Source organism: Sphingomonas echinoides ATCC 14820 (assembly GCF_000241465.1).
GTDB classification, from domain to species: domain Bacteria; phylum Pseudomonadota; class Alphaproteobacteria; order Sphingomonadales; family Sphingomonadaceae; genus Sphingomonas; species Sphingomonas echinoides.
Genome location: NZ_JH584235.1, coordinates 2,732,649 through 2,753,083, shown reverse-complemented (window position 1 = coordinate 2,753,083; position 20,435 = coordinate 2,732,649). Strand labels below are relative to the sequence as shown.

Sequence of the window (20,435 nt, the reverse complement as noted above, 5' to 3'; positions counted from 1 at the left end):
GGACCACCCCGCCACCGCGTGGTTGCAAGATCAGAAGAACAGGATCGACCCGACCGACACGGTGTTCGATCTGGCCGCGTTCGGGCCCTGCGCCTCGGCCTTGGTGTGGGTATATTCGGCGAGCAGCGTCACCCAGCTCGTCAGGCCGTAGCGCACCTGTCCGACCCAGCTGCTGTTCTTGTCGAGCAGCGTCGGGTTGATTTCACCGCGCGCCAGATCGAGCTTGCTCTGGCCATAACTCGCGGCGACCGTGACCTTGTCGAAGGTCAGGCTCGCTTGCCCGTAGAAGCCGCTGCTGTCGCGCTTGCGCCCCAGCGCATCGGTTGAAAAGACGAACAGACCGGTCGTTCCGAGCCCGGAGCCGCCATAATAGTATCCGAGCACGTTAAGCGGCCCATAGCCGAGCTTCCCCCCGACATCGAAGCCGCTGCCGGTATAGCTTGGCGTACCGGCAAAGCCGTCATGCCGTTGGGAAATGCCCGATGCCCACAGGTGCCCGGTGAAGGCGTCGGCCTTGAAGTCGTAGGTCAGCTTACCCTGGAAGCCGGGCGTCCCATTGATTTCGAGTCCGCCGGTCAGCGTGGATAGCGGCTGGAACACACCGATCGAGGCCTGGAAGCCGCCGAACTTGGGCGTCGTATAGGTGATCTGCGGCTGGAAGTCGGTGTAGATATAGCCGATCCCGATCCGCCCGAGCGAGGTGTTCGACGGCCCCGCATTGCTCCCCGGCGTGCCGACCGACAGCAAGGTGATGTCGTTGAGGATCGCATCCGACCCGAACAGCCCGATGTCGCGCCCGAGCTTGAGCGTGCCGAGGTGCGGCTTGCCGATCGTCATGTAGGTCTGCCGGGCATCGATCCCCGATGTTGCCAGCGCAACCGGCGCGCCAGCCGCATTCGCGCCATTGCCGCCGTAGGAATTGCTGTTGATGCCAGGATAGAAACCGAAGTGCGCGGCAATGTCCCAGCCGCCCTGGTTGGTCGAAACGTCGAGGCCGAAGATGCCCGGCAACAGGCCGTTGCGGATTGCCGAGCTGTTCTGCGTGCCGGTACTGGCGAGGCCACCCACGACGGTGGTGCCAGCGAGGCGCTTATCGGGCGAATCATGCGTGTAGAAGGCGTTGACCGATCCCGAGAACTTTACTGTCACCCCGCCGACGTCCATGCCGATCCCGCTGCTCGTCATCCGCACCAGGCGCTTGTCGTCGAGCTGCGCCGCCGCTGCGGTCTGCGGCTCGGCGCTCGGGTTGGTCGCGACCGCGGCGGGTTGCGCAACGGGCGCCTTGCGCGCGACGAGGTCGTCATATTCGGCCTGCGTCAGAATGCCCTTTTCCTTCAGCCGCAGCAGCAGTGCGCTGGTCGTGTCGTCCTGCGCGAAAGCGGGCGTGGCGCCCGCCAGCAGTGCGACCGCGCAGACCGCCTGTAGCAATTTCGTGGTGCCCCTCATGGATATCCTCCCCGTTGGCGGCCCGCCTTTCGCGGTACCTTGCGTGCCGAGGCTGGGCCCAGCACCGCCTTCGGGGAATTGGACTTTGGTTGGTAGTGGCGGAGCTTGCCGGGGGCGTCGGATCAGGGCGCGACGACGACGCCCCACGGTGCGCGCCCTGCGGCAAGGGTCGCGATCACGGTCCCGGTCGCGAGATCGACCACCGAGACATTGTCCGAAAGTCCATTGGCCGAAAAGACGCGGCGCCCCGCGGCATCGATCGCAGTGTGCCACACCCGCCGCCCGACCGGGACATAGCCGGTCACCGTCGCGCTCGCGACGTCGACGATCGCGAGCGTGTCGGCGCGCCCCAGCGCGACCACCGCTTGCTTCGCGTCGGGGGTGAAGCGGATCCCGACCGGCATGATCTTGTCCTTGAACACGCCCGGCGGCGCAAAGGCGATCGTCTTGCTCACCGCATGGCTGGTCGTGTCGAGGATCTGCACTCCGCCGCCGATTTCCGAACTGACCCACAGCGCCTTGCCGTCAGCGGTGAATTCGGCGTGGCGCGGCCGCATGCCGACCGCGGTCTGCGCAATGTCCCTGTGGCTGGCGAGATCGATCCAATGCACCGAATCATCGGTTTCCGAGGTCGAAACGACCGTCTTGCCGTCGGGGCTGACCGCCATTCCCTCGGGCTCGACGCCGACATCGACTTGCCAGGCGACGACATGCTTGGCGACATCGATCGCGGTGACCGCGGCGTCGCGTTCGTTCGCCGCGAACAGCGTCGTGCCGTCGGGCGACAGTGCGAACTGCTCAGGGTCCTCGCCCGAGGGGAGATCGGCGACGACCTTGCCAGTCGCGCGGTCGATGACCTGGACGGCATTGTCGTCGCTCGCGCAGACATAGAGGAACTTGCCGTCGCGCGAGAGCACGATACCGCGCGGGCGTTTGCCGATCGGCCAGGTCGCTGTGACCTTGAGGCTCGCCGCGTCGATCACAGTGATGCTGTTCCCTTTCTCGTTGGAAACGTAGACCGTCTCGGCGTGGGCGGCCCCTGCAAAGGCGAGGGCGCAAAGGAATGACGAGAGAAGATGAGCACGCATGCATAGTGTCTAATCCAACCGCGCGCGGCCGCATGCTGTACCTAAGTGCAATAGGGTGCGGCGCTCGCCCCCGCCTACATCTCCGACTCAATCGCGAAGACCGCGAGTGTCGTGGAGAGTAAGCCGATGAAAACCCCAAACCTGTCGATGCTCGCCTTGTTCGCGGCGACCGGACTCGCCGCCGCTTCGATCGGCAATGCGGTCTTCGCGCATGGCAATGTCCTGCCGCAACCGGTCGACACCACCGCCTTGCCTGACATTGGCGAGGCATGGCTCGTCAAGAACCCCTATCGCGGCAATGCGACGGCGATCAAGATCGGGGAATCCGCCTACGGCCAGAACTGCGCGCGCTGCCACGGTCTGGAAGCGATGTCGGGCGGGATCGCGCCCGACCTGCGGTATCTCGACGTCGCCGAGGTGGGCGACGAGTGGTTCATCGATCGCTACCAGCATGGCTCGGCGCGCGACGGCAAAGTCTACATGCCGCCGCTCGGCGACGTGCTCGGGCAGAAAGCCGGCTGGGCGATCCGCTCGTGGCTAGACACCAAGCATCAGGATTGAGCGATGCCCGCAGGGTTCACGCGACGCGCTATCCTTGGTGGCATCGGAGCAGCGGCCACTCTGCCGATGGTAGCGCTGCGCGCCGCCTCGCTCGAGAAGATCCGGAGCGCCGGCGTACTGCGCATCGCGGTGTATCGCGATTTTGCGCCATGGGCGTGGGATGACGGCGGGACGCTGCGCGGGATCGACGTCGAGCTCGGCACCGCGATCGCGCAGAAGCTGGGCGTGAAGGCCGAATTCCGCGATTTCCTGGCGGGCGACGATGTCGACGACGACCTGCGCAACATGGTGTGGAAGGGACCTGCCACCGGCGGAATGCTGTCCGACATCATGATGCACGCGCCGTTCGACCGCACCTTTGCACTGCGCAACGATCGCGTCGTGATCGTCGCGCCTTACTATCGCGAGAGCTTCGCGATCGGCTGCAGCCGCGACCTCGACTGCGAGGACCCGCCGGTCCAGTTCAAGGGGCACAAGATCGCTGTCGAGCTCAACAGCATCCCCGATTTCTATATGAGCGGCCAATTCGGTGGCGCGCTGCGCAGCGACGTCGTCCATATGACGAGTGGCATGGTCGCGCTCGACTCGGTTCGCGACGGCAAGAGCGACTTGGCGATGGCGACGCGCGCGCAGGTCGAGCATGCGCTGTCGAAGGGCGGCGATGTGCTCGTCGCGCGCAAGGGCCCGATCCCCGCGCTGACCAGCCCCGGCTGGGACATCGGCCTGGCAGTGAAGGACGACAGCCGCGATCTCGGCGATCGGCTCGAGACCCTGCTGCCCGAAATGATCACCGACAAGACCGTTCCGGCGATCTTCGCGCGCTACGGCGTGACGCTGCGTGCGCCGCTCGCATCGTGATGCCGCAGCCGGCTAGGTCCAAGGTCCAATTGGCGTGCGCAAACGCCGTGATAGCGTGAAGCGATCGAACTGCACCAGCAGCCGAGCGCGCCGCAGACGGCGACCGCAAAAGAACAACCAGGGGAGAAGATGATGAAGCGCATTTTGCGACAGACGTCGATTTTCGCGATGGGGAGCGCGCTGCTCGCGGCGCCGCTCGTTGCTGCACCCGACGCCGTACCGGCAGCGCCTGCTGCGACCGGCACGGCGGCCGGGCCAACCGACGCAGACCTAATGAACGATGCCAATACTCCGGGTGACGTCCTCACTTATGGCATGGGGCCGCGGGCGCAGCGCTTCAGCACGATTACCACGATCAATGCCGGCAACGTCGCAAAGCTCGTACCCGCTTTCTCCGCCTCGCTCGGAGGCGAGAAACAGCGCGGCCAGGAATCGCAGCCGCTGGTCTATGACGGGACGATCTACGTCACTGGCTCCTATTCGCGCGTTTTCGCCTACGATGCCAAGACCGGCGAGGAAAAGTGGGAATATGACGCGCGGCTGCCCGACGCGATCGTGCCGTGCTGCGACGTCGTCAATCGCGGCGCGGCGATCTATGGCGACAAAATCATCTTCGGTACACTCGACGCGCGGCTCGTCGCGCTCAACCGCAACACCGGCAAGGTGATCTGGAATAAGCAGATCGCAGACTACAAGGCAGGCTACAGCTTCACCGCCGCGCCGATGATCGTCCACGGCAAGATCATCGTCGGCAATTCGGGTGGCGAATTCGGCGTGATCGGCGAGATCCAGGCACGCGACGTCAACACCGGCGAGCTGGTCTGGACGCGCCCGACGATCGAGGGGAACATGGGTACCCTCAACGGCAAGGACAGCGGGATGACCGGCAAGCTCAATGCGAGTTGGCAGGGCGACCAGTACAAGCAGGGCGGCGGCGCGACCTGGCTTGGCGGGACCTACGATCCCGACACCAACCTGATCTACATGGGCACCGGCAACCCCGCGCCGTGGAACAGCCATTTGCGCCCCGGCGACAATCTCTACACCGCCTCGACGCTCGGCATCGATCCCGACACCGGTCAGATCAAATGGCACTATCAGACGACGCCGCACGACGGCTGGGATTTTGACGGCGTCAACGAGCTGATCCCGTTCGACGCGATGCGCGGCGGCAAGATGATGAAGCTGGGCGCCAAGGCAGACCGCAACGGCTATTTCTTCATTCTTGACCGCACCAATGGCAAAATGCTGCAGGCGACGCCGTTTGTCTCGAAGACCACGTGGGCGACCGGGTACAATCTGAAGACCGGTCGGCCCAATTTCGTCGACGCCAACCGTCCCGGCGCGCCGAGTGCGGAAAAGGGCACGACGGTTTTCTCGGCCCCGGCCTTCCTCGGAGCCAAGAACTGGATGCCGATGTCGTACAGCCAGCAGACAGGCATGTTCTACGTGCCGAGCAACGAATGGGGCATGGACATCTGGAATGAGCCGATCGCCTATAAGAAGGGTGCAGCGTTCCTCGGCGCCGGCTTCACGATCAAGCCGCTCTACGAGGATCATATCGGCGTGCTCCGCGCGATCGACCCGGCGACCGGCAAGATCGCCTGGGAATATAATAACAAGGCGCCCTTGTGGGGCGGCGTGCTGAGCACCGCGGGCAACCTCGTCTTCACTGGCACACCCGAGGGGTATCTCAAGGCGTTCGACGCCAAGACTGGCAAGGAGCTGTGGAAGTTCAACACCGGCTCCGGCGTTGTCGGCACGCCGATCACCTGGGAGACCGATGGCGAGCAATATGTCGCGGTGATGTCAGGCTGGGGCGGCGCGGTGCCGCTGTGGGGCGGCGAAGTCGCCAAGGCCGTGCAGCACATCAATCAGGGTGGTGCGCTCTGGGTATTCAAGCTGCCCAAATCGTGAGCGGGCCGGCTCTATCGACGATCGACGGGAGCCGTGCGGCGGGGGTGGCGATTGCCGCCCCCGTTTCGCTTTCGCGGGCTTTGGGGCTACGCTCCGCGAGCGGAACGGCGCAACAGGGGGATCTGGATTACGTGGAACGCGTGCTCATCGCCGACGACCATCCGATGGTGCGCGATGGCCTGCGTACCGTCATCGCGGTGGCGTTCGATCAATGCGAACTGTTCGAGGCCTCGTCGCTCGACGAAGCTAGCGCGGTGATCGCGCGCGAAGGCGATTTCGATCTGGTGCTGCTCGATCTCAACATGCCCGGCGCAGTCGGCTTTTCCGGGCTGATCGCGTTGCGCGAACGCTTTCCCTCGGTGCCCGTGGTGATCGTCTCGGCGGCGCAGGAGCGCGGGCTCGCGCGCAGCGCGCTGGCGGCCGGCGCTGCCGGATTCATTCCCAAGTCACTGCGGCGCAGCGCGATCGTCGATGCGCTCAAGACCGTACTCGCGGGCAATTTCTACGCGCCCGAGATGGACGAGGTCGAGTCGGCCGAGACGCTCGAGGATGCCGACATCCAGCACCGCATCGACAGCCTGACGCCGCAGCAGAAGGTCGTGCTGCGACTCGTCGTCGCCGGCAAGCTCAACAAGCAGATCGCCTATGAGCTCGATGTCTCGATGACGACGGTCAAGGCGCACGTCTCCGCGGTCCTCGGCAAGCTCAAGGTGTTCAGCCGTACGCAGGCGGTGATCCTCGTCAACAAGGTGAAATTCGGCACCGACGCCTGACGCTACTGCGTGAGCCGCGTGATCAGCGCGCGCAGCTGCGCGGGCTTCACCGGTTTCTGCAGCACGTGGAAGTCGGCCGCCGCGAGAAGATCACGCAGCTCGGGGGTGCGGTCGGCGGTAATGACAATCGCGGGGATCGACGCGCCGGTCGCGGCACGCACTCCGGCGATCGCGTCGATGCCGGTCTGCCCGTCGTCAAGATGATAATCCGCGATGATGAGGTTCGGCCGCAGTGTGTTCGCCTGCGCCTGGCCCGCACCGAGATCGCGCGCGCTGAGCACGGTGCAGCCCCAGCCTTCGAGCAAAACGGCCATACCCTCGAGGATCAGCGTCTCATTGTCGATCACCAGTACGACCTGATCGGTGAGCGGCCCACTACGCGACGGCGCAGCGGCGTGCGACACGCGCGGCGTTGACGTGCCGACCGGCACACACACGCCGAAGCGCGACCCTTCGCCGAGCGCCGAGCGGACGCTAAGCGCATGTCCGAGCATGCGCGCCGCGCGCTGGACGATCGCGAGCCCCAGACCCATCCCGCGATCGCGCCCGTGGTCACCAATCCGCCGGAACTCCTCGAAGATTTCGACATGATGCTCGGGCGCGATGCCGGGTCCGGTGTCGATCACTTCGACGTGCAGCATCTCCCCCTCGGCACGCACCGCTACGTCGACCGAACCAGCGTGGGTGTAGCGCAGTGCGTTGCCGATCAAATTCTGCAGGATCCGCCGCAGGAGGCGCGGGTCGGAGCGCACCCAGAATGCGCCGTCGTCGATTCGCAGCACGAGCCGCCGTTCACGCGCAACGGGTGCGAATTCGGCCTTCATGCTTCGCAGCATCTCGTCGAGCGCAAAATCGACCGGTTCGGCAACGATCGCGCCGGCATCGAGGCGGGAGATTTCGAGCAGCGATTCGAGCAGATCCTCGACCGAGTCGAGCGCCGACCCGGCCTGCCGGACGAGCGCGCGGGTCGGCAGCGCGAGCCGCCGGTCGCCGAGCGCTGCGACAAATAGCCGCGCCGCGTTGAGCGGCTGCAGAAGATCGTGGCTCGCCGCCGCGAGGAAGCGGGTCTTGGAAATATTGGCCTGCTCGGCCGCGGTCTTGGCGTCGCGCAACGCCGCCTCGACCGCGAGGCGCTCGGCATTCTCGCGGCTGAGCTCACGATTTACCGCGTTGATGTCGGCGGTGCGTTCCTCGACACGGCGTTCGAGCGTCTCATTGGTCTCGCGCAGCCGGTCGGCGGCGCGCAGGCTTTCGGTGATGTCGCCAAAGCTCATCACCATCCCGCCATCGGGCATGCGCGCGCGGTGGACCTCGACGACCTTGCCGCTGCGGTGGTGGCGGCGCGACACTGCATCGCGAATACCGCTCTCGAGCCAGGCGAGCGGCTCGTCCGGCTCCATCGGCCCGTTGAGCTCGGCGCAACCGGCGACCAGACCATCATGCGTGGCGACAATCGCGATCCCGTCGGCGGGCAGGCCGATCACCGCGAGCAGGGGATTGTTCCATGCGACCAGCCGGCGATCGGCATCATAGACGCACACGCCCTGCGGGATCGTATCGAGCGTCGCCTGGAGGATCGCGCTCTTCTGCGCGAGTTCGCGCGCGCGAAGCCGTGCATCCTCGGCTTTCACCTCGGTGATGTCGGTATAGACGCCGACTATGCCGCCCTCGCTGGTGCGCAGTTCGTTGATCTGGATCCAGCGTCCGTCGGCAAGCGCGTGGACGTGCCCGCCGCTGGCCACCATGCGCTGCGCCATCCGCTCAGACACCCATCGGTCGCGCGCGACCATCGCGCCGAGCGTCGTGCCGTCCTTGCCGATCATGTCGGTGATCGCGGAGAAGCTGATGCCGGGCACGATCCGGTCGGCGATCTTGGGCCACAGTCCGAGATAGGTCTGGTTGCACAGCACCAGCCGGTCATCGGCGTCGAAGATCGCGAAGCCTTCGTTGATGCTCTCGATCGCGTCGCGCAGGCGGCGTTGCGCATCGTCTGCCGTTTCCTTGGCAATGCCGAGTGCGGCGTTGCTGCGCGCAAGCGCACCCAGCGCCTGTTCGAGGTCGGCGGTGCGCTCGCGCACCTTGCCTTCGAGCGAGATCGCGGTCTCGAACAGCGAGAAGGCGTTGCCCTGGAGATCGGTCGAGCGCTCGACACGGTCGATCAGCGCGGTGTTGATGCGCTTGAGTTTGACGATCTCGGCTTCGAGCGCGGCGATCTGTCCGGCATCGTGGCTGTCGGGCAAGGCGATGCGCGTCGCCATCACCGGCCCCAGCCAATCGCCAGACCGCTGAAGGTCTGGTTGACGTGAAGCGCATGGAACTGCTCGCCATAGGTGTTGAAGCCGGTCACGCGATGTTCGACGAACATGCGCGAGACCTCGCGCGTCAACTGCCGCTGCTCGGCCTCGATCTTGTTGAGCACGCAATCGAACCCGACGATCCGGTCGATCCCGCCGACGGCGCTTTCGAGCCCATCGAACAGGCTGTCGAGGCCGTCCAGGATATTGCGGGCCTCGCCCAGCGTCAGCACGACGCCCTCGTCGATCGCGCAATAGAAGGTCAGGCTTCCGTCCGGGTTGGCCGACTGGATCGAGCGGACGTAGTATTCGCCGCCCGCGCGCACCATTAGCGGGTGCGAGGCAAAGACAGAGGGGCCGAGCTGGTCCACGGTCGTCCCGGTCAGCCGCGCATACTCCTCCGCCGCCGGCTCGGCGTTGATCTCGGTGACGACGCGCCCGACCGGATCGGCGCCGGTGATCACCATCTTGACCTGTCCGGGGGCGTAATGTTGCGATCGGAACACCTGCATCGGCCGGGCCGACGACAGGATCGCGACAAGCGCAGCATCGCGGCGGAACGCGCCGTCCTGGAAAATGAACGTCTCCTTGAAGTCGAGCCCGTCGCCCGACGAGCCGCCTATCAGCGGAATGTCGCCGAGCGCGTCCTGCACGGTGACGGTGAGCATCTCCTCGCGATGCGACAACCCGTCGACGAGAAAGATCGCGGCGCGCGACACGATCGAGCCGAACGTGTCCGAAGCCGCGACTGACGCGGCGACGAGCTCGCGCACCACGCTCTGCGCGCTCCTCGCATCGAAGGTATCAAGATGGTCGAAGCGGACCGCGGTAAGCGTGAAATCGCTCGCCGGGAAGCCGATCGCGGTGATCGTCCCCTCCGCGCTACCCTCGGGCGTGATTTCGCCCGACGAGGTGCATCCCACCACGCACAGGCCTTCGCTGCGCCGATTGATCGCCTCGGCCAGCGCGTCGAGTGCATAGCAGCTCGAACTGAAGATCAGCACGCCGGCCAGCGTGGTCGGATCGAGGTCGGCGAACAACGCCTGCGCGGCCGCGTCGGGATCGGCCAGCCGCGTCGCGGCGGTACGGACCGGGGAACGAGACCGTACAGGCAAAGGGGCATCGAGCATAAGCGGCATCATGCCATGCCTGCACCGACGCGTCGATTGTCACGGATCATCCGACGCCCCGCACCGGCTCGCCCGCCGCGTCGAGCGCATCGACCTCGGCGTCGCTGAACACCCGGCTGCGGATGATGAAGCGCACGCCCTCGGGGCCTTCGAGCGAAAAGCCGGCGCCACGACCGAGCACGACGTCGATCGTCACCTGCGTATGCCGCCAATAGGCGAACTGCGCGGCACCGATCCACACCGGCACGTTGTCCGCGATCCGCCCGAGCAGGATGTCCTGCGTGCCGACGTGAAACTCGTCCGCGGGGTAGCACATGGGCGCCGAGCCATCGCAGCATCCGCCTGATTGGTGGAACATCAACGGCCCGTGGATCGCGCTCAGCCGATCGATCATGGCGATCGCGGCGTCGGTCGCGAGGATGCGGGCGGGTGGGGGCACGACGGGCTCCTGAAACGCAAAAGCCGGCGGGTCCGAAGACCCGCCGCGACCGACGGCAAAGGGGGCCAACCGCCGAGATTTGTATGAGATATTAGAAAAATCCCATCGGCTTCGCGCTATAGCTCACAAGCAAATTCTTGGTCTGCTGGTAATGATCGAGCATCATGCGGTGGTTTTCGCGCCCTATGCCCGACTGCTTGTACCCGCCGAACGCCGCATGCGCCGGATAGAGGTGATAGCAATTGGTCCACACCCGTCCCGCCTGAATCCCGCGGCCCATGCGATAGGCCCGCGTCCCATCGCGCGTCCACACGCCGGCGCCGAGGCCGTAGAGCGTATCGTTGGCAATCGCGAGCGCATCGGCATCGTCCTTGAACGGCGTCACCGCGACGACCGGGCCGAAAATCTCCTCCTGGAATACGCGCATCTTATTGTTGCCCGAAATGATCGTCGGCTTGACGTAATAGCCGCCACCCAGTTCGTCGCCATGCTGCGCTCGTTCGCCGCCGGTCAGGATCTTGGCACCTTCGCCGCGCGCGATGTCGAAATAGGACAGGATCTTCTCAAGCTGGTCGTTCGATGCCTGCGCACCGATCATCGTCGAGGGATCGAGCGGGTTGCCCATGACGATCTTCTCGACGCGCGCGACCGCCTTCTCCATGAAGCGGTCATAGATGCTCTCGTGCACCAGCGCCCGGCTCGGGCAGGTGCACACCTCACCCTGGTTGAGCGCGAACATCGCAAAGCCCTCGAGCGCCTTGTCGAGGAAATCGTCGTCCTGATCCATCACGTCGGCAAAGAAGATGTTGGGCGATTTGCCGCCAAGTTCGAGCGTGACGGGGATGAGGTTCTCGGTCGCATATTGCATGATCAGCCGACCGGTCGTGGTTTCGCCGGTAAAGGCAATCTTGGCGATGCGGGGGGATTGCGCGAGCGGCTTGCCCGCCTCGACGCCGAAACCGTTGACGACATTGAGCACGCCCGGCGGCAGCAGGTCGCCAATCACGTCCATTAGCACCATAATTGACATCGGCGTTTGCTCGGCGGGCTTGAGCACGATGCAATTGCCCGCGGCGAGCGCGGGGGCGAGCTTCCACACCGCCATCAGGATCGGGAAGTTCCACGGAATGATCTGTCCCACCACGCCCAGCGGCTCGTGATAATGGTAGGCAACCGTATCGTGATCGATCTCGGAAATGCCGCCTTCCTGGGCACGAATACAGCCGGCGAAATAGCGGAAATGGTCGATCGCCAGCGGAATGTCGGCGGCGGTCGTCTCGCGGATCGGCTTGCCGTTGTCGATCGTCTCGACCATCGCGATCAGCGGGAGATTTGCCTCGATCCGGTCGGCGATCTTGTTGAGGATCACCGCGCGCTCGGCATAGGAGGTTTGGCCCCAGGCGTCCTTCGCCTTGTGCGCGGCGTCTAGCGCGAGATCGATATCTTCTTTGGTCCCGCGCGCGACCTGGCACACCGTCTGGCCGGTCACCGGCGAGGGATTATCGAAATAGCGGCCCTGCACCGGCGCGACCCACTGGCCCCCGATGTAATTTTCGTAGGTCGCGCGAATCGCGACCTTGCCTGTCAAACCTTCGAGCGCCTGGTGCAGCATTGTCTCTCTCCTGGATGTGAGCCCGGTGGCCGGCGCCTGCGCGGGCTTGTCAGCGCTGACTGTGCCCAAAATCCGAGGACGCGCCATTGCACCAAAGGGCTATTTGCGGTCGATCGGTCTGCTTCCATGCTCGCCTCCGATACCAAAGTGTCCGCTGCCGAGGCCGAGCGCCCGCGCGGGACGATGCGAGGAGAAGATGATGTCGAGAGTGATCGCCGCCGCTTTGTGTCTGACAGCAGTCCTCGGGGGAACCGGCGCGATCGCCGGCGCGCCCAAGACTAATCCCGCCAAGACGCCCGCCAAGACGATTGTCGTCGAAATGAAGGATAGCGGCACGGAGGGCGCGATGGTGTTTGTCCCCGCCTTTATTAAGGCTAATCTAGGCGACACGGTCCGCTTCGTGCCGACCAGCTTGGCGCACAATGCCGAGCTGATCCCGGCAATGCTGCCGACCGGTGTCTCGCCGAGTAAGGGGGCGATGGGCAAGCAGTTCGACCTCATGGTCACCACGCCCGGCATCTACGGGATCAAATGCGCCCCACACTATTCAATGGGAATGGTCGCCGTAGTGCAGGCCGGCGATGGTCCGTCCGTCAATCTGGCCGCCGCACGCGCGGCCAAACTGCCGCCCTTCGCAATGAAGCGGATGGCGGGCTATCTCGCGAAGGCGCGCTGACATGACCACCTTGCTCGTCACCTATCCCCGCGCCGAAGGCGCGACCTTCGACGTCGACTATTATCTCGGCGCGCACCTGCCGCTCGTGCGCGAAAGCTGGGTGCGCTACGGATTGACCAGCGCGACCGCCCTCATCCCGGAAGAACCGGCCCCGGCCTATGCAGCGGTCGCAATGCTTGAATTCAGCGACGGCGCGGCGCTCGACGCCGCGCTGGCCTCGCCCGAGGCGGGCGCGGTGTTCGGCGACGTCGCCAAATTCACCGACATCGCCCCCGTGCCGCTCCGCTGCACCGCCCGGTGATCGACCGGCCAGTCACTAGATCAAGCGGCGCCGATCGCCCTCGGTCGCGCCGCGCAGCATAGCGGCGGGAGACATGCAAGTGGCGCAGCTCTTCTGGCGGGCGGGTGTGGCGAGTGCTGCGCTCGTCCTGCCGCTCGCCGCCTCGGCGCAGGAGCAGAGCGGCCCCGACATTGTCGTCACCGCCACCCCGCTGCTTGATGTCGGCGAGGGCGCGCTGCGCTATCCGGCGCAGACCGTCAGCGACGAACAACTCCAGCACGCGCACGCCACTGACCTCACAGAATATCTCAAAAGAGTCAGCGGCGGGGTGTTCGTCAACGAGACGCAGGGCAACCCACTCCAACCCGACATCAATTATCGCGGCTTCACCGCCTCTCCGCTGCTTGGCACACCGCAGGGGCTGTCGGTCTTCATGGACGGCGTTCGGCTCAACCAGCCGTTCGGCGATATCGTCAGCTGGGACCTCATCCCGAAATCGGCGATCCGCTCGGTCAGCCTCGTGCCGGGGTCGAACCCGTTGTTCGGACGCAACGCGCTCGGCGGCGCGCTGTCGATCCGCACCAAGGACGGCACCTCCGACCCAGGCTATCTGCTCGAGATCGGCACCGGGTCATTCGCCCGGCGCACGCTCGAGGCACAGGCCGGCGGCGCGATCCGCGGCGGGTTTGATTGGTTCGTCAGCGGCGACGCCTTTCGCGAGCGCGGGTGGCGGGCCTTTTCGGCGTCGCGCGCCTATCAGGGTTTCGGCAAGCTGGGCTGGTCGAATGCGACCACGCAGGCACACCTTTCGGCCAGCTATGCCGACACCGATCTCAACGGCAACGGCTTGCAGGAGCAGCGGCTTCTCGCCGCCGATCGGCGCAGCGTCTACACCCAGCCCGACACGACGCGGAATCGCTCGGCACTGGTCAATCTCACTGCAAAGCACAGCCTATCGTCTGCACTATCGCTGTCGGGCAACGCCTATTGGCGGCGGATCAAGACCAGAACCTATAATGGCGACGTCAACGACACTGCGCTCGGCGAGAACCTCTACCAACCCAGTACCGCGGAACGCGCCGCCCTGACCGCGGCAGGCGTTACCGGCTTTCCTCTTAGCGGCGAGACGCAGGCCAACACCCCCTTCCCGCGCTATCGATGCATTGCCGAGGCACTTCTCGACACCGAGCCCAACGAGAAATGCAACGCGCTGATCAACCGCTCGACGACCGACCAGCGCGAGTGGGGCGCGAGCGCTGAGGCGACACTCATCGCGCCCTTGCTGGGGCTTCACCAGACGCTCACGCTCGGCGCGAGCTATTCAGACAGCCAGGCCAATTTCGCGCAATCCGCGCAATTCGCGTATCTCACCGCCGACCGTGGCGTGGTCGGCGCCACTGGGCCGGGAGCCTATGCCGACGGAAGCCAGCAATCCGAAAATGCGTTCGACGCGCGGGTTGATCTCCACGGCCGAACCACCAATCTCGGGCTTTATGGTACCGACTCGCTGATGCTGGCGCGCACGCTGAGGGTCGATCTGTCGGCGCGCTACGATCGCACCCGTGTCGGCAACCGCGATCGGATTACGCCACTTGCGGGTACCGGCTCGCTGACAGGCAACCACCGTTTCGCTGCTTTCAATCCTGCGGTCGCAATCGCATGGATGCCGTCGACACGGCTCGGCTTCGACGCCGCTATCGCGCAGAGCAGCCGCGCGCCCTCGGCGATCGAGCTCGGCTGCTCCGATCCCGCGAGCCCGTGCCGCTTGCCCAATGCGCTGGCGGGCGACCCGCCGCTTGACCAGGTTAGTGCGACCACCTTCGAGGCAGGCGTTCATGGTAGCATACAGGGCGGCGCGCGCCGATCCGTCACCTGGCGGATCGGCACCTTTCGTACCGACAGCCGCAAGGATATCCTGTTCGTCGCGAACGATGCTTCCGGCTTCGGCTATTTCCGCAATTTTGGACGCACGCGACGGCAAGGCTTGGATCTGGACGCGACCGCTACGCTCGGCACGGTCCGGCTATCGGGTCACTACACTTGGCTTGACGCGACCTACCGCAGCAGCGAGCGTGTCGGCGGATCGGGCAACAGCAGCAACAATGGCGCCGCCGCGGGCTTCGATGGGACGATCGCGATCGCCAAAGGTGACCGCATCCCGTTGATCCCGCGTTCAATCGCCAAGGCGGCGGTTGGCTGGGATCCGATCAGACGCGTGACGCTCGACATCGACATGATCGCGGTGTCGGGCGTTATAGCGCGCGGCAACGAGAACGGTGCGCATGCGCCTGACGGCGTCTATTATTTGGGTGCCGGCCGCACGCGGCCTTATGGGGTGTTCAATCTAGGCGCCGAATGGCGCGTGACGAAAGTTGCTACGCTCACCGTCCAGCTCAATAATCTGTTCGACAAGGCCTACGCCACCGCAGCTCAGCTCGCCGCGACAGCGTTCGACGGCAGCGGTCGGTTCGTCGCCCGTCCGTTCGCTGCACCGATGATTGACGACGAGCGGCCATTGGTATCCTCGACTTTCTATGCGCCGGGCGCGCCGCGCTCGGTCTCATTGAGCATGCGGCTTCGATTGTGAACAGATGGGCAGCCGGCCCCAGAACTGGCGGCAGTGTGAAAGGCGGACAGAGATGGCACCATCGGATCCGAGCGCATGTGTGCGGATGCGCTATTCGACCGTAGCAATTGTGCTGCATTGGGCGATCGCGCTCCTTATCGCCTATAATCTGACCTCAGGACTTCTGCACGACGTGCTGCCCGGCGCCGTTTTCCGGTTCCATGTCTCGGCCGGCATAACGATCCTGGTCTTGAGCGTCGCCCGCCTCCTCTGGCGGCTGACCCATCGCCCGCCGCCCTTGCTGGCGGTCCAAGCGTGGGAACGACGCACGGCTCACGGGGTCCATGCCCTGCTCTACGCCGCGATCTTGATCCTCCCCTTTTCAGGATGGGCACTCGTCTCGGCTAAGCCCCCCATGGGTTCAGCGGGAGCGGCATGGAATGCAGAGCATCCTGTCGGCGAAGCATCGAGCGCTCAACGTCCTCGCGGTCCGACGATGGTGTGGGGGGTGGCTCCGCTTCCCTTGCTGTCGCAGATCAGTGCGATCGGGCGGACCTCGCAAGGCGTACCTGCGCAGCGCGAATTGCGCGCGCGGATCGCGACGTTCCACCGATTCGGTGGCTGGGTCATGCTAGCACTGCTCCTTCTACACGTGGCGGGAGCATTGAAGCATCAATGGGTCGATCGCCAGCGGGCGCTTGCGCGCATGGGGATTGGGCGTTGACGCACTTATGATCGTTGAAATTTGGAACACTCGTAAAAATCCGGCACGCAAGCGCCACTGTGCAATTTGTATCTCCAATCGCCACGTGCGATCGGACTCTTCGGATAACGTTACTGGGGTAGCGCTTAATGAACGTGCGCTGGCAACAAGCGTTTGAGACCTCGCAACCTAGATGACTGAACGTCCGGCTATGCCGCTCTTCGCCAAAAAGCGGCCAAGCCGCTTCCCACCCAGAATTTGCCATCTTTCACGATCTTTAGTGCGCGGCGGATTCCCCGGGCGATGAACGGTTCGGAAGATAGCTTGGACGATGGCGAACATGACCGGCACGCTCGCCGCCTGCCGCTTCAATCCGGCTCGACGACTTTCGCGGGCCGACCACGCTTCGGTACTGGTGCGAGGTCAGCGGCCTTGGCGGGAGCTTTCTGACCCGGCTTTCGGCCAAGACCGATCTTCTTCGCCATGTCACGGCGCATTGCCGAGTAGGACGGTGCAGTCATGGGATAATCGGTCTTTAAGCCATACCGCGTTCGATATTCGGCGGGCGTGAGACCGTTGGTGGAGAGATGCCGCGTCAGCGTCTTATAGGGCTTGCCGTCGATCATTGAAATAATGACATCAGGATTTGCCAGCGACTTTCGTGAAGTGACTGCGCCGGTAAATTCCGGAGCGGCTTCCTCGGCAGAAGCTTCCGCCGGTGCGGATGAGAGGCCGATCAATGCGTCATGCATCGACTTCAAGAATGCTGGGACATCATCCGCCGACGTGCGGGTATTCGGGTTGGACAGCCATGCCATCGTTAATTCGGTAGCGAGTTTAACGGTGTTTGCAGTTTCATCAGTCAATGCGGATTTCCTTCCAAGCGGGCTTTTAGCGCGTACTTCGTAAATTCACCCTGAGCATCATTGGTGCCAAGTGCGTGAAAAATATAAATCTGCGACAATCGATTTAAGCTAAAAAAAGGCTGCTCAGCTATCTCCATCGATCTCACACAATACAAACCTTTTACACCTCAACCAACGCTAAGTCATGCCAGTACCGCTCGCGCGGCCGCCCGCTCCCCGTGCTCGAAGGCCTCCGCAAAACTTTCTAGGTCGGCACCGGTCATGCCAAGCGCACGCCCCTCATCCTTCCAGCCCGCGACAGCCTGCTCAATCGGCGCCAGCATTTCCATGGCGGGCGGAAGCGTAATGCGAAAGTACGGCAACACCGACATTAAAGCGTCGATAGTCGCCTCGGGGCCAACCTCTTCCGAAACCCAGGTTTTTAATTCGCGCAGTCGCTCTGGAAACGGGGTGATATCGAACGCCGGCGCCAGCCGCCACAGGCCACGATCAACGTGGAGGAAGCCGTGGTTCATCAGATGATCGTCGACGTTGGTGATCAGGATCGAGAAAGCGATCCTCCGCCATAGCTCTTCGATATCGGCCGTAGGAGCACTCCCGTGCACACGTAGCGCATCAACGATCTCGGTATAGGCGTGCTCCTGTGCGTCGCCGGGCTCCGCACCGATCATCGTCGCCGCCGAAACGTACATCAACCGCCCGCCCCCTGCGGGTCGATCAAACCGCCGGATTAGCGCGATCGCGTCGCCGTCGCTCTCGACCAGGCGGGCGTCAGCCGCGTCGATCCCGGCGCGGCGGGCCATATCGCCTGCAGGTACGAGTTGCGGACTACCAGCACTGGCACTTGCTCCCCATCCACCGTTCGCTGCTCGAAGCGGAACAGGCGGGATCGTGGCGCCTGCGCGCGCTCGAGCCTGGACAGCAACGCGATCGAGACGCCGGCGGCCCTTGCGACCTCTTTTAAGGTAAGTCCCGATGCCAAGCGGATAGCTCTCATCCGCTCTCCAAACGCAATGATCAAACTCCCTTCGACACCCTCGACGAATTCCCGAATTCTGTCAGGCACCTGCTCCGGAGTGACCGGCAGCAGTCGTTCGACCCCCGGCATCTCGTCGATGAAGAACCGCCCTTCCCATTGAGGCCCAGCCGGATGCGCGACGTGCTCCCAACCGAGCTCGAGGGCGTCAAGCAACAGGTCTAGTGTCGTGGGCCCTGGCCACGCCGCACCACGCTCAATGTCGGAGAGTGTCTGCCGGCTGACACCGACCTTGGCCGCGATCTGAACTTGGGTACCGTACTGATCGTCGCCAAGCCTCCCTTGGCGTCGATCCTTAAGAAATTTGCCCAGATCGTCACGCAACCGTCCAGCACCCCTTGGTAGCAGCATCCGGGCTAACGGGGCGCGGCGGCGCGACATGTCAGCATTTTGACATTTCTCATGGTCGGACACAAATACTTTGTCGGCTTTTTGCGTAAGGCGACCGCGAGTTCCTAAAACCGGTGAATGCTCCAGCGTCAAGCCGCAACAACCGTACCCGATCCTGCACGGGTGTCCCAGGAAGCCACATCAATTCGGCTCGCCGACATCGACAATCTGTTACTGACATTGCTTGCGAAACGCTTGGCGCGCGCACTCATGCTCGATCAGGATCGCGGTGACGAACCGTTCAATGTAGAAAATTCAGACTAGTGCATCGACGATTAGCGATTTTAGCAGCCGACTGACATCAGGGGAACCGAGCGGCCAGCGGTTGATTCCCCGAAGAGCCGACAGGATCATTCCGTCGGTACCCAGCGGCGCAGTACCTACGAGGAGACTATCGTGAGCGAACCAGCCATCGCCTATGGCCGCAAGAGCTTCGATGACCCGGACGAGCGCACGTCTTCGGTCGACGACCAGCAGCTTTTCGCCGAAGCATATGCGCGCTCGCATGGCTTCGATCTGCTCGGCTTCTACGGCGATGACGGGATCACCGGCGCGACGATGGAACGGCCAGGCCTGCAGGCGGCGCTCAAGGTGCTCGCTTCGGGGAAGATCAGGATCCTCATCATCGAAGACGTCGACCGGCTCGGACGCGACGCGGAGCATATCCACCACATGGTGAAACTGTTCCGGCTATATCAAGTGACCGTCCATACGGTTTCAACCGGTCGCATCGACGACCTCGTGTTCGCCTTCAAAGCTATTATCGGCGAACAGCAGCGAATGCGCATCGCCTATACGACACGCCGCGGCCTAAAGGGCAAGGCGCGCCGCGGCGGCGTGACCGGTGGGAAAGTTCTGGGTTACCGACGCGAGATCACCGGACAGGACGCAGGCGGGCGCGACGTTGACCGGCTGGTGATCGACGATCCGCAGTCCGAGCTGGTGCAGCGCATCTTCAACCTTTATTCCGAGGGACAGAGCCTGAAGCAGATTTGCGCGATCTTGAACCGGGATGGCATCCCCTCCCCTCGCGCCCGAGAGCGTGGAAAATACAACGCCGGCGTCTGGAACCCGACGACTCTTTCGGGAGACCGGAGCCTCGGCGAGGGCATCCTTAACAACGAGATTTATATCGGGCGCCGCATCTTTAACCGTCGGATCTGGGTCGAGGTCCCCAATGACAATCGCGGCTTTTCGCGCCGCCCGCGCCTCAACCCCGAAACGGAGTGGATCATCAATGATCAGCCCGAGTTGCGGATCATCGACCAGGCACTGTGGGATGCGGTGAAGGTCCGTCAGAAAGAAGCGCGCGCCGCGCGCGACGCGAAGTACAAGCTGACGGGCAATCCGCTGGCGGGCGCAAAGCGCCCTGCCCACCTACTGTCCGGGCTCGTCACATGCGGAGCTTGCGAGGCGCCATTCCTCGCGACCGGTGCTGGCCGCTGGCGCTGCAAGAGTCATCGTACCGGGACCTGCACCAACGGGTCTATCACGACACGGGAACTCGAGGAGCGCGCATTGGCCGGCATCCGCGACCGGCTTCTGACCCCGGAAATCATTGGTCGCTTCGCTGCGAAGCTCCAGACGGAGCTCGAGGCGATGCATCTCGCCAACCATGCAGATCGCAATCACGTAGAAGGCGAGCTTGTCGCGACGCGCCGGCGCATCGCCAAGCTCGTGTCGCGGATCGAGGAAGACGACGATGCGCCGCGCGCATTGACCGTCCGTTTGAAGGAACTTGAGACGATCGAGGCAGGTCTGGAGATTGCTCTGGCCGAAGCACCTGAGCCGACGGTCGTG

The 20,435-nt window shown here is 64.1% G+C and carries 18 protein-coding genes; 9 read left to right on the top strand and 9 right to left on the bottom strand.

Going from position 1 to position 20,435, the window contains the following annotated elements; genetic code table 11:
- Positions 1-30 precede the first annotated feature (30 nt).
- Entirely contained in the window at positions 31-1,446 is a 1,416-nt protein-coding gene (locus ON00_RS12995) for a porin (RefSeq protein ID WP_010406389.1), read from the bottom strand.
- Between the two features lie 122 nt (positions 1,447-1,568).
- Positions 1,569-2,534, bottom strand: coding sequence for a PQQ-dependent catabolism-associated beta-propeller protein (locus ON00_RS12990; protein WP_029622827.1), 966 nt, complete (start codon positions 2,532-2,534; stop codon positions 1,569-1,571).
- A 147-nt stretch (positions 2,535-2,681) separates the two neighbouring features.
- Here ON00_RS12990 and pedF point away from each other — a divergent pair, with 147 nt between their 5' ends.
- The 4 genes from pedF (at position 2,682) to ON00_RS12970 (ending at position 6,643) form a co-directional block, all read left to right on the top strand.
- Entirely contained in the window at positions 2,682-3,095 is a 414-nt protein-coding gene (pedF, locus tag ON00_RS12985; RefSeq protein ID WP_050810993.1) for a cytochrome c-550 PedF, read from the top strand.
- 66 nt (positions 3,096-3,161) lie between these two features.
- Positions 3,162-3,953: a substrate-binding periplasmic protein gene (locus tag ON00_RS12980; protein WP_010406383.1), complete on the top strand. Its 792-nt coding sequence runs from the start codon at positions 3,162-3,164 to the stop codon at positions 3,951-3,953.
- A gap of 168 nt (positions 3,954-4,121) precedes the next feature.
- A complete protein-coding gene (locus ON00_RS12975; protein WP_040602088.1) occupies positions 4,122-5,870 on the top strand; it encodes a methanol/ethanol family PQQ-dependent dehydrogenase in 1,749 nt (582 codons plus the stop codon).
- An 80-nt stretch (positions 5,871-5,950) separates the two neighbouring features.
- Positions 5,951-6,643 carry a response regulator gene (locus ON00_RS12970; RefSeq protein ID WP_405053320.1) on the top strand — a complete coding sequence of 231 codons (693 nt, stop codon included), beginning with the start codon at positions 5,951-5,953 and terminating at the stop codon, positions 6,641-6,643.
- A 2-nt stretch (positions 6,644-6,645) separates the two neighbouring features.
- On the opposite strand, the gene ON00_RS12965 is transcribed toward ON00_RS12970, so the two are convergent.
- The 4 genes from ON00_RS12965 to adh form a co-directional block, all read right to left on the bottom strand.
- The gene (locus tag ON00_RS12965; protein ID WP_010406376.1) at positions 6,646-8,901 is read right to left on the bottom strand and encodes a hybrid sensor histidine kinase/response regulator; all 2,256 of its coding nucleotides are present in this window, start codon (positions 8,899-8,901) and stop codon (positions 6,646-6,648) included.
- Positions 8,901-10,079 carry an FIST N-terminal domain-containing protein gene (locus ON00_RS12960; RefSeq protein WP_010406373.1) on the bottom strand — a complete coding sequence of 393 codons (1,179 nt, stop codon included), beginning with the start codon at positions 10,077-10,079 and terminating at the stop codon, positions 8,901-8,903. The genes ON00_RS12965 and ON00_RS12960 overlap by 1 nt, the downstream gene beginning before the upstream one ends.
- Before the next feature lie 34 nt (positions 10,080-10,113).
- Positions 10,114-10,461: a DUF779 domain-containing protein gene (locus ON00_RS12955; RefSeq protein WP_050810992.1), complete on the bottom strand. Its 348-nt coding sequence runs from the start codon at positions 10,459-10,461 to the stop codon at positions 10,114-10,116.
- Between the two features lie 136 nt (positions 10,462-10,597).
- Positions 10,598-12,118, bottom strand: a complete 1,521-nt coding sequence (adh, locus tag ON00_RS12950) for an aldehyde dehydrogenase (RefSeq protein WP_010406369.1) — start codon at positions 12,116-12,118, stop codon at positions 10,598-10,600.
- 196 nt (positions 12,119-12,314) lie between these two features.
- On the opposite strand from adh, the gene ON00_RS12945 reads away from it, so the two are divergent.
- From ON00_RS12945 to ON00_RS12930, 4 genes are all read left to right on the top strand, one after another.
- The gene (locus ON00_RS12945) at positions 12,315-12,794 is read left to right on the top strand and encodes a pseudoazurin (RefSeq protein WP_010406366.1); all 480 of its coding nucleotides are present in this window, start codon (positions 12,315-12,317) and stop codon (positions 12,792-12,794) included.
- A 1-nt stretch (position 12,795) separates the two neighbouring features.
- Complete coding sequence (locus ON00_RS12940; RefSeq protein ID WP_010406364.1) at positions 12,796-13,095, top strand: EthD family reductase; 300 nt, start codon at positions 12,796-12,798, stop codon at positions 13,093-13,095.
- A 73-nt stretch (positions 13,096-13,168) separates the two neighbouring features.
- Positions 13,169-15,661 (top strand): TonB-dependent receptor, encoded by a 2,493-nt coding sequence (locus ON00_RS12935; protein WP_010406360.1) that lies wholly within the window; start codon positions 13,169-13,171, stop codon positions 15,659-15,661.
- A gap of 85 nt (positions 15,662-15,746) precedes the next feature.
- A complete protein-coding gene (locus ON00_RS12930) occupies positions 15,747-16,364 on the top strand; it encodes a cytochrome b (protein WP_010406357.1) in 618 nt (205 codons plus the stop codon).
- 347 nt (positions 16,365-16,711) lie between these two features.
- Here the strand turns inward: ON00_RS12930 and ON00_RS12925 are convergent, their stop codons facing one another.
- From ON00_RS12925 to ON00_RS12915, 3 genes are all read right to left on the bottom strand, one after another.
- Complete coding sequence (locus ON00_RS12925) at positions 16,712-17,209, bottom strand: Ros/MucR family transcriptional regulator (protein ID WP_029622811.1); 498 nt, start codon at positions 17,207-17,209, stop codon at positions 16,712-16,714.
- Between the two features lie 182 nt (positions 17,210-17,391).
- Positions 17,392-18,012, bottom strand: a complete 621-nt coding sequence (locus ON00_RS12920) for a type II toxin-antitoxin system HipA family toxin (RefSeq protein WP_010406353.1) — start codon at positions 18,010-18,012, stop codon at positions 17,392-17,394.
- Entirely contained in the window at positions 17,940-18,569 is a 630-nt protein-coding gene (locus ON00_RS12915) for a helix-turn-helix transcriptional regulator (RefSeq protein ID WP_029622810.1), read from the bottom strand. The genes ON00_RS12920 and ON00_RS12915 overlap by 73 nt, the downstream gene beginning before the upstream one ends.
- Before the next feature lie 462 nt (positions 18,570-19,031).
- Here ON00_RS12915 and ON00_RS20910 point away from each other — a divergent pair.
- Positions 19,032-20,435 (top strand): recombinase family protein (locus tag ON00_RS20910; RefSeq protein WP_010406347.1); only part of this gene is annotated, 1,404 nt, incomplete at its 3' end.